This is a genomic window from Chloroflexota bacterium (assembly GCA_034717495.1).
Taxonomy (GTDB): Bacteria; Chloroflexota; Anaerolineae; order JAAEKA01; family JAAEKA01; genus JAYELL01.
This window is the reverse complement of the sequence record JAYELL010000051.1, coordinates 32,892-46,234: the sequence shown is the minus strand read 5'-3', so window position 1 is coordinate 46,234 and position 13,343 is coordinate 32,892. Positions and strand designations below refer to the sequence as shown.

General features: G+C 57.6%; 10 protein-coding genes. 6 read left to right on the top strand and 4 right to left on the bottom strand.

Annotated features, from left to right (window positions below):
• Window positions 1-5: 5 nt before the first annotated feature.
• Window positions 6-353 (top strand): histidine triad nucleotide-binding protein, encoded by a 348-nt coding sequence (locus U9R25_09875; protein MEA3336205.1) that lies wholly within the window; start codon window positions 6-8, stop codon window positions 351-353.
• Window positions 354-375: 22 nt separating this feature from the next.
• Here U9R25_09875 and U9R25_09870 read toward each other — a convergent pair whose 3' ends face one another.
• The 3 genes from U9R25_09870 to U9R25_09860 all read right to left on the bottom strand — a co-directional run bounded on the left by U9R25_09870 (window position 376) and on the right by U9R25_09860 (window position 4,334).
• On the bottom strand, window positions 376-1,284 hold the full coding sequence (locus tag U9R25_09870; protein ID MEA3336204.1) for an oxidoreductase: 909 nt from the start codon (window positions 1,282-1,284) through the stop codon (window positions 376-378).
• 446 nt (window positions 1,285-1,730) lie between these two features.
• Window positions 1,731-2,459: a YceI family protein gene (locus U9R25_09865; protein MEA3336203.1), complete on the bottom strand. Its 729-nt coding sequence runs from the start codon at window positions 2,457-2,459 to the stop codon at window positions 1,731-1,733.
• 39 nt (window positions 2,460-2,498) lie between these two features.
• A complete protein-coding gene (locus U9R25_09860; GenBank protein MEA3336202.1) occupies window positions 2,499-4,334 on the bottom strand; it encodes a hypothetical protein in 1,836 nt (611 codons plus the stop codon).
• A 131-nt stretch (window positions 4,335-4,465) separates the two neighbouring features.
• Here U9R25_09860 and U9R25_09855 point away from each other — a divergent pair, with 131 nt between their 5' ends.
• Together U9R25_09855 and U9R25_09850 are read left to right on the top strand one after the other, a co-directional pair.
• Complete coding sequence (locus U9R25_09855) at window positions 4,466-5,638, top strand: DUF3179 domain-containing protein (protein MEA3336201.1); 1,173 nt, start codon at window positions 4,466-4,468, stop codon at window positions 5,636-5,638.
• A 152-nt stretch (window positions 5,639-5,790) separates the two neighbouring features.
• Entirely contained in the window at window positions 5,791-6,969 is a 1,179-nt protein-coding gene (locus U9R25_09850; protein MEA3336200.1) for a hypothetical protein, read from the top strand.
• On the opposite strand, the gene U9R25_09845 is transcribed toward U9R25_09850, so the two are convergent.
• Window positions 6,912-8,678 carry a wax ester/triacylglycerol synthase family O-acyltransferase gene (locus U9R25_09845; protein ID MEA3336199.1) on the bottom strand — a complete coding sequence of 589 codons (1,767 nt, stop codon included), beginning with the start codon at window positions 8,676-8,678 and terminating at the stop codon, window positions 6,912-6,914. The genes U9R25_09850 and U9R25_09845 overlap by 58 nt on opposite strands.
• A 193-nt stretch (window positions 8,679-8,871) precedes the next feature.
• Between U9R25_09845 and U9R25_09840 the strand changes: the two genes are divergently transcribed.
• The 3 genes from U9R25_09840 to U9R25_09830 are packed head-to-tail and all read left to right on the top strand — an operon-like array spanning window position 8,872 to window position 13,293.
• Window positions 8,872-9,669, top strand: a complete 798-nt coding sequence (locus U9R25_09840) for a helix-turn-helix domain-containing protein (protein MEA3336198.1) — start codon at window positions 8,872-8,874, stop codon at window positions 9,667-9,669.
• An 18-nt stretch (window positions 9,670-9,687) separates the two neighbouring features.
• Window positions 9,688-11,940 carry an FtsX-like permease family protein gene (locus U9R25_09835; protein ID MEA3336197.1) on the top strand — a complete coding sequence of 751 codons (2,253 nt, stop codon included), beginning with the start codon at window positions 9,688-9,690 and terminating at the stop codon, window positions 11,938-11,940.
• 21 nt (window positions 11,941-11,961) lie between these two features.
• Window positions 11,962-13,293, top strand: coding sequence for an efflux RND transporter periplasmic adaptor subunit (locus tag U9R25_09830; protein MEA3336196.1), 1,332 nt, complete (start codon window positions 11,962-11,964; stop codon window positions 13,291-13,293).
• Window positions 13,294-13,343: the final 50 nt, after the last annotated feature.

Sequence of the window (13,343 nt, the reverse complement as noted above, 5' to 3'; positions counted from 1 at the left end):
AAACGATGACACAGGATTGTATCTTCTGCAAGATCGTGACGGGCGAGATCCCGGCGGACATTGTTTATCAGGACGAACAAGTTACCGCATTCCGGGACATCGATCCTCAGGCCCCGGTGCACGTCCTGCTGGTGCCCAACGAGCATATCTCCTCCCTGGGTGCTGTCGACAACTCAAACGCGGAGACCCTCGGTCATCTCATGAGCGTCGTGTCCCAGATCGCGCAGTCGGAGGGGATTGCCGAGTCTGGCTTTCGCCTGGTATTCAATACCGGCAAGGATGGCGGCATGGCGGTCCACCATCTGCACGGGCACATCCTGGGCGGCAGGCAGATGGGATGGCCTCCTGGCTGAAAGTAGGGGCAGGGTCTCCCTGCTAAACAGGGAAGTTCGCGCCCGTCAGTTTCTCCGAGACCTGCCACAGCCTGGCAGCGGTGGCTTCATCGTAGGAACGGTCGCTGGACTTCACCTTCCTGGGATAGCCGCGCTGCTCCATGAATCCACTGGGACCGATGTAATCGCCACCGTTCACTTCTGGTTCCGTGGCAGCGTACAGGGAAGGCAGGGCGCCCATCTCCTGACTCTGGGCCAGGATCGGATTCAGCATACTGAAGATACCGGAATTGCCTTGCAGGTTGGTTGACGAGTAGCCCGGGTGGGCAGCTACGCTAATCACAGAGCTACCGGCAGCCTGCAGTTTCCTTTGAAGCTCGTAGGCGAAGAGCAGGTTAGCCAGTTTGCTTAGCCCGTAGGCATGCCATCGGGAGTAAGACTTTTCCGCATTGAGGTTGGCGAGATCGATGTTGCCAATGCGGTGAGTATTGCTGCTGACGGTCACAACCCGGCCGTTCGGCGATGTCTCCAGCAATTGCCCGATCAGCAAACTGGTGAGGGCGAAGTGACCCAGGTGGTTGGTGCCGAACTGCATCTCAAAGCCGTTGGCGGTTTGAGCTTGAGGGATTGCCATCACGCCGGCGTTGTTGGTCAGCAGGTCGAGTCGGTCGAAAGTGTCGGGGAACGCTCCGGCGAAGCGCTGGATCGAGTCCAGATCGGCCAGGTCGAGTTGCATGACTTGAACGTTGCCAGAAGGATTCTCCCCACGTATCTTTTCGGCCGCGGCATTGCCTTTTTCTACATTGCGACAGGCCATGATGACCGCGGCGCCTTTGGCGGCCAGGGCCTTGGATGTCTCAAAGCCAAGACCGCTGTTGGCGCCGGTCACGATGGCGACGCGGCCAGTCTGATCGGGAATGTTCTCTGTGGTCCAATGATTGTTATTTGACATGGGCTCCTGACCTGGACAAGTCAGAGGAACGCCGATTACGCAGACCTTCGGCACAGATTCTCTCTGATCTTTTCTGATATCTGATCAGCGTTTATCGGCGTTTATCAGCGGTTATGATTTTTCTCTGATTTCACCGCTGATTTACGCAGACCTCCGGCGCAGATTCTCGCTGATCTCTCTGATCTTTTTGGATTGATCAGCGTCTATCTGCGTTGATCTTGCGGTTGTGTTGTTTTCCTTTCACCGCTGATTTACGCAGACCTCCGGCGCAGATTCTCGCTGATTCTATCTTGGATTGATCTGCGTCCACACTTCGGTTGCGCCCCTCGACGCGCTGGGGACACCGCTCAGGACAGTGCTGCGGTTCATTCAGATTTGCGGTACATCTCTGTCAGGTTCGTGGCTCAGCTTCTTGCACACTGGGCAAGAAGCTGACTTTCGGGGTGTTATTTCTCCCGCGCTGTGAGCTGAATTTCGATACCGAACTCGTCAGCTACGGTCAGGGTACCGGCGAAGTTGGGAGGGGTGATGCCGAAATCGGACATCAGGAGCCGCGTGGTGGCAATGCCGTCGAGTGTATCGCCATCCAACGATGCCGTGACGTCGAAACTTACAGGCTGGCTGATATCCCGAATGGTGAGATCACCGGACAAAGTGAATGTGACTTCCTGGCCCTCCTGGTAACTGTCCGGAGCTCCTTCTATGGCGGTTGCCGTGAATTCAGCAGATGGGAATTTGCTGAATTGGGGACCCTTGTCCTGTATCCAGCCATCGCGCCGGCGCTGGTCTGTGCTCAACCCCGTCAGGTTCACTGAAAAACGATTTTCTCCCAGAGGGGCGGACAGCTCCTCCAGGTTGAGCTGGAGCTGTCCTTCGATCTGTTGGGTACTTCCCACTACATCCACATCGCCCGCCTGGATTCCCAGTTTCTCAAGGGCACTTTCCAAGAACTGCTCGTCTACCAGATAGGAGGCCTTGGATTCTTCCGGCACTACCGTAAAGGTGCGCATGCCGCTGGCTGGTTCAGCCGCGGCGGCTGGTTCTGCAGCCGGGGCGGTCGTGGCGGTTGGATCGGCGGGCGTAACGGATGCCGGTGCAGGTGTACAAGCTGCAAATAGCATTGCGAAGACAACGACAAGGGGGGTCAGCTGATACAGGTTCATTTCTCGGTACACGTTCAAATCTCCTATGTTTCTACACTACAACTTCGTACGTCAGTTCAATCTCGTCTCGTTCTCCAGAATGAGGCCATCTGGTAGATATGGGGGCAATTTTCGGGTGCCCTGTCCGTACTCTGTCAGCAGAACTCGCATGAACATGGAGTAAAAACCCTCGTGGCGGATTGTAGGCATCAGGTTCGATACTGTCAAACCTGGCTCAAACCCATATCGTGCAAACGCGTTGATCAGTGCAGGATTCTTGCTGACGATGTGTACAGGTGTGTCGAATCCGTCGTTGTGCCGCGACACCTGCTGCGGCTGATGGTCGCCGATCAGGACGTAGATGGCCTGGTCGTCGCCGGATTCCAGGATGAAATCGGTCAGGGATATGAGCTCGTATTCGATGCTGCGTAGATAGTGCTTTCGCAAGGCGGGCAAGGGAACGGACCCTGGTGCGGGTGCTGATAGTTCCTGCCCGCTGCCATCATCGATAGAACGCCAATCGGTGGCCAGCTCGGGCAGGGGCGTCCAGGGGTAGTGGGAGTTCTGGGTGATAAAGAAGAGAAGGATCGGCTGAACCGCGTTGCGCACCAGGTTGTAATAGGCATGGTTCAGCACGTATTGGTCGGGAGGCGCCGGACCCCAGCCATAGGTAGCACCACCGTAGTCCATATCCTCAAAGCGAAGCCACTCATCCACGCCGTAGAAATTGGTGTGCTTTTGCCACTGTTCTTCCCGAAGTTCGGTACTGATGGAGGAGACATGGACGTAGCGGTACCCCTGATCCTGCAGCGTCCGCGCCAGATCAGGATAATCGCGGTCCTGGTAGAGATCCTGCAGGCTCAGGTATTGGGGGTGGGTCTCGATGCGCAGGCCAAAAAGGGCGCTGGTATATGACATCCAGGAGCCCCCACCCCAGGTTGGTGCCTCGCTCAGGGCACTGGTCACATGCCAGCCATGATCCTTGAACTCGTTGTCCAGCTCAGGCAACAACGCGCGATAGGCGTCGCGGAACCAGTCCCGCTTGTAGAGCACGCTGCCGTAGGACTCGACGAATATCAGGTAGATGTTGGGCTTTTCGATCAGGTCATGTCCCGAATAGTCGTAAGTGGCCCCGATGGTGGATGGATCCATTGCGGCGATCTTCCGCTGCTCCTGCAGCGAGAGGATAATATTGGTCTGAAGCTTGGAGACCAGACTGTTGATCGCCATTTTGGGGCTGGCCAGATCGGCCCGGTAGCGCCCTGCAAAGGCTACCGTCAGCACAACCAGGACCGACAGCCCGGCAAGGGACCATTTGCTCAGGCTCTGTAACCGGGACTCGTTGAGCATGAAACCTATGGTTCTGACGACGAGGAATATCAATGCAACAACAGCAACAGTAGCAATGGCATAGAATCCGAGGGATACATGGAGATGGCGCGAAACCAATCGAAGGCCGTCGATGGCAAGTTTGAACTGGTTGAAAAAGACCGGGTCGACCTGGTAGAGGGAGAGGGTGACACTCTCATACACGGCGTAGATGAGCGCAGCAAGGTAAACAAACACCAGGAGAATCCGGAAGAACCTGCTTGGCCCTGCCCGCTCTGCCCGGGTCAGGACAACCACCAGCGAGACCAGCAGCAGCAATTCCAGATTGAGGCGAAAGATATCCAGGTTGTTGCGCCACACTGCTACATGCCTGGCTGCCTGGAGCGGGTTCTGATCGGCAAGGTTGGGCAGGGGGAGGAAGTTTGTGATCTCCCGGTTCAACAGGTACAGGGGGGCAAACAGCAGGAAATTCAGCAACAGAAAACTGAGCCAGAAACCCAGGTCCGGGTACCTGGTCCGGAAAAAGGTTGTCGGGAGCCGGAAGTTCCTGTTGCGGGGCGGCGTAGCGGTTCGTGTCATGATTCGCGTCAATATACCCCACGTCGACCGCAATGTGGAAATCGATCCGGTCAAACGTAGGGCGGTTTACATGCAGGAAGGAGGATGCTGTTCTACAATGGTGGTGCGAGTCAAATAAAACGAGGTGAGCTATGCATTCAAAGCGGTACCTGGGTATTGTCGTGATATTGATAGCCCTTTTTCTCCTGGCGGCCTGTAGCAGCGGCTCGGCCACCAGCGACAACAGGGCTATCACCGAACCGCGCGTCAAGGAATCGGGCGAGTCCGGGGCAGCCGTTGATCCACCGGCTGTCTCTGATAAGCAGATACCAGAGTCGGAGAGCACCCGGCCAGATTACGAAATCATCACACTTTTACCAAGAGATGCCATTCCAGCGGTGTTCGAGCCGGAATTCGTCTCCGGTGATGAGGCTGATGAACAGTATCTGTCTGGCGAGCTGGTCATCGGTGTGGAACTGGACGGCGATGCACGAGCTTACTCTATTCCATTCCTCAGCGGACACGAGATCGTCAACGATATGGTGGGCGGGCGGCCAATCGCCGTCACCTGGTGACCTCTCTGCTTCACGGGCATCGTGTATGCCCGGGATGTGGCAGGCCAGCCAGCCCCGCTCAACTTCGGTGTCAGCGGCAAATTGATCATGAATGTGCTGGTCATGTACGACCGGGAAACGGACACTCTGTGGAGCCAGATCCTGGGCGAAGGGGTGCAGGGGGAACTGGCGGGCACCAAACTGGAACCGCTGCCAGCGCTGCAGACAACATGGGGCCAATGGAAGTCAATGCACCCCGATACGTTGGCGTTGGACAAGGGATTTTCCGGGTCCTTTGATGCCTACACCGGCTATTACAGTGACAGCCGTGCTGGCGTACTGGGAGAAACGTTGCAGGATACTCGTTTGGGACGTAAGGAACGGGGGCTGGCCATGATGATCAATGACACGCCAGTATTCTATCCCTTAAGAAAGCTGAGTGATAGGCCGGTCGTCAATGACCAGGTGGCAGGGGTTTCCCTCGTTGTGGTATATCGTGCAGAAACGGGCACGGCCTCAGCCTTTTCCAGCAGTGTGGATGGCAAAACACTGACATTTGAGTTGGACCAGACTGATGGTGAAAACTTCATCCTGGTTGACCGGGAGACGGGCAGTCGCTGGAATGCTTGGGCAGGATCGGCCTTCGAAGGTTCATTGGCGGGGATGTCGCTCGAGCGGCTGCCTTCGACAAACTCCTTCTGGTTTGGCTGGAAGGACTGGCATCCTGACACCCTTATCTACGCCGTGGCAGAGAATGGTTCGGAGTCGTAAGCTGGGAGTGGTGATGTAATCCTTTGACTGACCCCGGCAGAGGGCCATGGCGCAACTGATTTCATCCCGCGTCGCAATGTGGGGTACAATGGAAAAAGCCACAGCACCGGTGGGCCAGGCGACCCGCCGGTGACGCGATTCATGGAGATTTGATGGCATCCAATTCTGTCGAGTTGCGGTCCGTTTTTTGGACCGCGGCCATTCCCGAAGGGCCAGTGTCCCTTTTCAGCTGGTCGATTCTGGGCCCATCAGTGCAACGGGCGCTGGAATCTCATCGCGCCCAAGGGGGCTTTGAATTGTCAGGGCCTCCGCTCTGGCAGCGGCAGGAGGGGAGTGTGCAGGTCAACGAGGACGCGCTGTCTGATATCCAGCGTGACGCTCCGGCGGTGAGCCAAACCACAGCCTCCCTGGGCCAGCGGCTGTTGGGCCGCGGGCCGACCGTTGACCCTGGTGTGGCCTCATCGGAGGCCGCGTTCGAGTCCATCCACCGCTGGGCACAGAACGTGCGCAGCATGGCATGGCAGCAGGCGACGATTCTCCAGGTCATGGAGGAGATCGAGCCTCGGGCTCAGCTGGCCCTGGAGACCTGGTTTAGGGTGAGTGACAAATTGGTGATTGTCCGTGACCAGTCGGCCGATATGCTGGGCAAGTGGCTGCCCCAGGAAGCGCAGCCCTTATTGGCGGGATTCGATCAGGGATTGGATTCCGGTCTGGGCGAGATGCACTATCGATACGCGCTACAGCAACTCCAGCAGGCGGCGGCGGAAAACGCGCTGACAGATGAGATGGGTGCCCGCTTTCTGAGATCGTTCGGGCATTGGGCCCCATTGCCGCTGGAAAGTGCCAGTCCGCGCTGGCGACAATTTGGGGATCAACTGGGAAGTGAGGTCATCAAGGCGGCAGCAAGGGATCCTGGCGATCTCCTTGATCCATCGGCCGCCCGACAGACTCGAGCCTCGGCCGCAAACGAGGCTAAGGACCGTTTGGGACGCTTGCGGCGACGCCAGTTCGAACCGCTGTTTCAGGCCTTGCAGGTCCTGGTGGAGCAATTGTCCGCCAGCAGGGAGGCGCTGGTGACTGTGATGGATGCCTCCCGCACCTGGGCGCTGGCAGCAGCGCGCGAAGGCATCGCCGATGGCCGCCTTCTGGCAGAAGAGGAAGTTTTTTTGCTGGAACTCGAAGAGCTCAAGCAGATGATGACCGGGGAATGGAGCAACCCGGCCCAGGTGCATCCCCTGGTCCAATCCCGAAAAGGGGAGCGGTGGTCAAAAGATCAGGGGTGCGTGGTGCTACCGGCCAATGCCCGGGCCTCTTCGATCCAACTACGATAGTCGGGCCGTCGCCAGTCGGGCGCTTCGATCACCGCGGCCAACTGCTTCTCTGTACAGGCTGCCAATTCCTCGAAGGTGTTGATGCCGGCCTCATAGAGCCTGGTGGCAAAGGTTTGACCGATACCGGCAATGCGGGTCAAGTGGTCGCTGTGTTCAGGGCGCGCCGACGGTTTGGCCAGGGTCAGGTCTGCCTGAGTTGGTTCGGCCACGGGTGTTTCGGTGTCATCCGGGTCGGACTGACCGGAGTCTCTTCTCACCGGCTCACCGGCTACGGGGATATCGAACTCGGTGGCAGTCTCCATGAGGCGGGCCCGCATTTCGTCCTTGAGCGCATGCAGCTCTTCCCTGAAACCGTGGAGGATGACCTCCGGATCCGGTACCAGGCCTGTGTCTGAAGCCACACCAACGGTAACCTGCCCATTGTAGCTCAGAATGCTGATACCAAGTCCCAGTCGCCCCGATTGCGGAACCCAGAAGACCATCTGCTCGATGGGCGCGCCTGCCAGGTAGAGCTGTTCCCTTGGGCCGGGAACATTGGTCATCACCAGGGTTGCCTTGGTGCCGAACATGCCAGCCACAACATCCTCCAGCCGGTCAGGCATCATGCCCATCATGTTAAGTATGCCGAACGCGACCAGGGGCTCGGTAGTGCCCTTTAAGTCATCCATCCGTCGTTTGAGTTCCCGTAGGCGGTCGACCGGGTCTTCAACGCCGATTGGCAGGGAGAGGAAGACGAGCCCAAACTTGTTTCCCAGGGACAACTCCTCCGATTCCCGGCGTAAATTGACTGGGATCACTGACCTGAAGTTCAGGTCGTCCACATCCTCGTCGCGGCCGATCATGTAGCGACGCATGGCGCCGGTGGCGGCCGACATCAATACGTCGTTGACTGTGCCGCCAACGCCCCGGCCGATCAGCTTGATTTCGCTCAGCGGAATCGGTTCCGACCAGGTAGCTCGCTTCGAGACTCCCAGGCTTCCCTTGTAGATCGTATCGGGATCGGGCGACATCAGAAGCAGACGGCCGGTGGTCAGCGCAGCGTCGGTACCAACCCTGGCCAGATTAACCAGATTCTCTGGATCCCGGACAACTGATCGGGTTACTTTGACTGTGGTCTTGACGGCTCGACCGGTGAATTTGATGGCCGACCTGGCCGGACGGGTGATGGGTGCAAGGGGATCCCAACCCTTTGGCTTTTTCTGTTCCGGTGTTGGCAATGGGGCGTCCGCTTCGGTATCGGTGAGGGAAAGCATGACCTTGATCAGCGCGATGCCATCACCAATGCTGTGGTGCAACCGGGCAAGCAGTGCAGAGCCCTCCCCGAAGCCATGGATCAGATGAAACTGCCAGGGCGGTTTGCTGAAATCCAGGGGCGCGCTCATCAGGTCGCTCACCATGTCCTGCAGCGCATCCTGGTCTCCCGGTTCCGGTAGCGCCACCTCATGGATGTGAGCGTCAAGATCAAAGGTGGGGTCATCCATCCAGTAAGGCCTGCCGATGCGATAGGGTGTTTCGACGATGCGCCGTCGAAACCGGCGAAATCGTTGGACAAGGCGATAGTCCAGCGTGCTTTTCAAACGCTCAAAATCCATCGGTTCGTCAAACATTATGACGCCGGTAATCATCATCAAATTGGTGGGGTCTTCCATCTGGTACCATGCCACATCGACATTCGATAGGGGCTTCGTTCGTCGGCGGTTAAAACGCATGGCATCACCTCAGTGTAAAAAATGGGATTGGCAAAAGAGATTACTCGAAGTCTACCATATTTCTGCGGTTACTGCCACTGCGCAGCCGTCGATTTAGTGATTTTGAACATTGGGCCTTGACATTCAGTATCCGATATGATATAGTAGTCGTGATTATAACGACTACTACGAAAGAACTCTTCGGAGGTTGCCCTTGAGTGCCATCGATCGACTGCAAAATCTCGGCTTCTCCGAGTATGAGGCGAAAGCCTATGTCGCGCTCCTGCGAAGCAACCCTGCTACCGGCTATCTGGTCAGCAAGGAATCGGGTGTGCCTCGTTCCATGATCTATGAGGTGCTCAATAAACTTGTGGCGCGGGGCGCTGCCCTGAGCAGTCCTGCTGAGCGGACTACCCTCTATTCACCGGCGCCCGCCGAGGAGCTTCTGGATCGATTGCGTCATGAATTCGAAATGCGGCTGGACAATGCCTACCAGGAATTGACCTCGCTCAGTAGTCCTCAGACCATGGAATATGTCTGGAATATCGAAGGAAGCAAAAACATTCTGGCCAAAGCCCGGGAAATGATCGATCACGCCGAGATACAGGTGCATGTAGGGTTGCTGCCGGAAACGGTGCCCTCTCTCCAACCAAGCCTCGAACAGGCAATCGACCGCGGGCTGGAGGTCCTTGTCAACACCACCAGCGATATCGCTCTCCCTGGCGCCCGGGTAATGGTGACCCCGCTGGTGCTGGATGATGCAGGGCAGCTGGGTACCCAGGGGTTGCTGCTGACAGTAGACAGCACGCAGGCATTGGTGAGCCAGCAACTGGACTCAGCTGATGCCAAGGCTGCCTGGACGGCCAATCCCCTGCTCTCTTTTGTGGTTGAGCAGCACATGCGGACAGACATAGTCATTCCGAGGATGTTTGAGCTGCTGGGTCACCAGGCCCTGGATTTGCTGGATGAGCAGGATCGCCTGGTGTTTGCACCCGTACTGGAAACACCTTAGCAAGAATCGAGTTTCGCAGTGTTATTGAAAAACCTTTGGCAGCGAAAAACCAGAACATTCCTGACTGTGATTGGCATCGCTATTGGCGTTGCTGCCGTTGTGGCCATGGGTGCCATCGCCGGCAACTTGATCGAAAGCTATGGGTCGGTGTTATCAAACCCAAACGCAGACATCACGGTATCGCAAAAGGATGCCATCGACGTCAGTTTCAGTGCCCTGGACGAAAATCTTGACGAACAATTGCGGGCAGTACCCGATGTGGAGGTTGTCGACCCCGCCGTGGTTATCTGGGTGCAGAGCGAGACCACTCCCTTTTTGATGGTCTTTGGCTATGAGCCCAACTCCCTTGCCGTACGGCACTACCGGATCATCGAGGGAAAACCGGTCAGCGCGTCGCGCCAGATGGCCCTTGGGAAGCAGGCAGCCGAAGACTTAAATAAGGGGGTAGGCGACACACTTCGCATCTACGGGACGCCCTATCAGGTGGTTGGTATCTATGAAACCGGCCAGGGCCTGGAAGAAGGGGGTGCGGTCGTTACCCTGGAAGATGCTCAGGATATCGCCAGCAAGCCTCGCAAGGTCAATGCCTATCAGATCAAACTGCGCCGCGCAGAGAATATCGATGTCGCGCTGGAGCGTCTTCGCACCCGTTTTTCCGATCTCTCCTTCTCGAAGGGATCGGGCAACGAGACGGCTGAGGAATGGACCGGTATGGTGGAAGGCATGGCCTGGGGAATCGCAGCCATCGCCGTCATCATCGGCGGTCTCGGCATGATGAATACCATGGTGATGTCCGTCTTCGAGCGAACCCGCGAGGTCGGTGTGTTGAGAGCACTGGGATGGGGTCGGGGCCGGGTGATGGGCATGATCCTGGGAGAGGCCTTGTTGCTCAGCTTTTTCGGCGGGGTGTTAGGCATTTTGATGGGAATGGCCATGGTGGCGGCCGCTGGCAGCGCGCCCGGATACGGCTCCTTCTTTGGTGGTCACCTTCTTACGCCGAAGCTGGCTTTTCAGGGTATGGCAACAGCATTGCTGCTGGGCACGGTGGGAGGCATTTATCCCGCATGGTGGGCAAGTAAGTTGACGCCAATCGAGGCGTTACGCTATGAAGGAGGGGCTTCCGCCGGACGCAAACCGAAGGAGGATGGGGAAGAGAAGAAAGCCCGGCTGCGAATGCCCCCGGTCCTGCGCGATCTGGGTCGTCGCAAGACGCGCACGGTGTTAACCGTGTTGGGCATCGGCGTTGGCGTTGCAGCCCTGGTGGCTCTGAATGGCCTCAGTGCAGGCATGATCAGCCAGCTCAACAACCTTGCCGGCGGCAGTGCCACCGGTGATCTGATGCTCATGCAGAAGGATGTTCCCGATATGTCTCTTTCGGCAATCGATGAGCGTGTTGTTCGGGCCATTTCCAACATGCCCGAAGTGGAGTCGGTATCGGGGATGATGCTCAGTGTCACGACATTGCCGGGGCTACCTTTTTTCGTTGTGACGGGACTTGATCCCAATAGTCCCGGCATGCGCCACTACGACATTGTTGAGGGCGCGCCGATTCGGCGGCCTAACGAGGTCATTATGGGCCGCGGCGCGGCGGACACATTGAAAAAAGAGGTGGGTGACACCATCCAGGTCAGTAACAATGTCTACCGCATCACCGGAATCTTCGAGACGGGCGTTCTGTGGGAAGAAGCTGGGGTCATCATGGGCATGAGGGAAGTTCAGTTGATCTTCAACCGGCCCCGGCAAGTTAGCTATGTTTTGGTGGATGTCCACGATGCTTCCCAGGTTGACTACGTGCAGGAGGCGATTCAGCATCGCTTCGACGATGTGTCGGTGTCGCTCAGCAGTGAGTTTGCCCAGAACACCAATGATATGCAGAGCATGGAAGCCATGACCGATGTGGTTGTTCTCTTTGCGCTGCTCATCGGCGGTGTGGTTATCCTCAACACAATGATGATGACCGTCTACGAGCGCACCCGGGAGATTGGTACGCTGCGGGCGCTCGGGTGGCGAAAGCGGCGCATAATCGGCATGGTTGTACAGGAGGCGATTTTGCTCTCCGCTCTGGCAGGCGTGGTGGGCATTGGTCTTGGCATGCTTCTGACCAAATCGGCCGGCTTGACGCCACTGGGAGCCCAACTACAGGGCGAATATAGTCTCGGTCTTTTCGTCGAGACTATGTTGATTGCTGTTTTCCTGGGCGTGTTGGGCGGTGTCTACCCCGCCTGGCGAGCCAGCCGCCTGAGTCCGGTGGAAGCACTGCGCTACGAGTAGAAAAGGAAGAGGTGATTTCCGATGAAACGCATTTTACTGATCATACTGGCAGTTGTTGCTGTGGGCGCCGTTGCCTATGCCGGATATAGCTACTATGCCGGTATCCAGGCCAACGCTGACACGCCTGGGGATATCGTTGAAGAGTCGCCATCCCTCCTGCAACAGGATGTGGATGACGTGATCTGGGCCTCAGGAAAGTTGCTGCCGACAACATGGGCCTATCTGGGTTTTGAACAGGGTGGTCGTCTGATGGACCTGGCTGTCGGGCAAGGAGACCAGGCCGCAGAGGGACAGCTCCTTGCTACAGTGGATGCCACCGAATTGGAGGCGGCTGTCACGCAGGCTCAGGCAGCCCTGAATGCCTCGCAATCTGAGCTGGCCAGGGTCCAGGCTCCTTCCCGACCGGAGCAGATCGCCTCGGCAGAGGCCGCTGTGCAGGCAGCCCGTGCCCAGTTGGAATCGGCCAACGCCGCATTGGCGACGGCCAAATCCCGGGTGGATGCGGTGAAATCGGAGGTGAGCGTCGCCCAGGCAAGCTATGACCAGGTCCGAGCTGGCACTCGCTCTGAGGTGGTTGCCGCGGCGAAGGAACGGCTGGACCAGGCCCAATCGGTGCGGGATCAAGCCCAGGCCGCCTATGATCAGGTCAGCGGTAATCCCAACATCGGCATGATGCCTCAGTCGGTGACATTGCAGCAGGCAACCGCAGCATTCAAGGCTGCCCAGGCCGAGTACAGCGCGGCCGTCCGGGGAGCCACACCGGAGGAATTGACGATAGCGCTCAATCAAGTTGGCGCAGCGCAATCGCAGGTGGGTGTGGCTGAGACCGAGGTGGGCAATGTACAGGCTCAGATTGCCAGCGCAGAGGCAGCGATACTGCAAGCCCAGGCGCAGCTCGATCTGCTAAAGGCTGGCGCGCGTGACGAGGATGTGGCCGTGGCGCAGGCTGCCGTGGCCCAGGCAGGAGCAGCGTTTGAAGCGGCCCAGGCTGCTCTCTCCAAGACACAACTGCAAGCGCCATTCGATGGCACGGTGGCAGCGGTCTGGAGTCGCCCTGGCGAGGTGGTGTCGCCTGCCCAGGAGGTGCTGGCCATTGGGCAGCTTGATAGCCTGCGGATTGAAACCACCGACCTGCGCGAGACCGATGTGTCTCGTGTTGAGATTGGCCAGGAAGTCGAGGTTACCTTCGATGCCTTGCCCAACCAGGTGTTCACGGGAGTCGTCACGCGAATCGCCCCAATGTCCACACAGGAGCAAGGAAGCGTCAATTATACCGCTATCATCGAGCTGAATGAGCTGGACCCGACCTTGCGTTGGGGCATGACCGCCTTCGTCAATATTGAAACGAAATAATGTCATCATGTCACGATCCGGATATTGACATATTGACATCATGACATAAC

Excerpts from the sequence above, each read along its gene's own strand:
- U9R25_09875 (MEA3336205.1), top strand. The coding sequence starts at position 6 with ATGACACAGGATTGTATCTTCTGCAAGATCGTGACGGGCGAGATCCCG.
- U9R25_09870 (MEA3336204.1), bottom strand. The coding sequence starts at position 1,284 with ATGTCAAATAACAATCATTGGACCACAGAGAACATTCCCGATCAGACT.
- U9R25_09860 (MEA3336202.1), bottom strand. The coding sequence starts at position 4,334 with ATGACACGAACCGCTACGCCGCCCCGCAACAGGAACTTCCGGCTCCCG.
- U9R25_09850 (MEA3336200.1), top strand. The coding sequence starts at position 5,791 with ATGGCATCCAATTCTGTCGAGTTGCGGTCCGTTTTTTGGACCGCGGCC.
- U9R25_09845 (MEA3336199.1), bottom strand. The coding sequence starts at position 8,678 with ATGCGTTTTAACCGCCGACGAACGAAGCCCCTATCGAATGTCGATGTG.
- U9R25_09830 (MEA3336196.1), top strand. The coding sequence starts at position 11,962 with ATGAAACGCATTTTACTGATCATACTGGCAGTTGTTGCTGTGGGCGCC.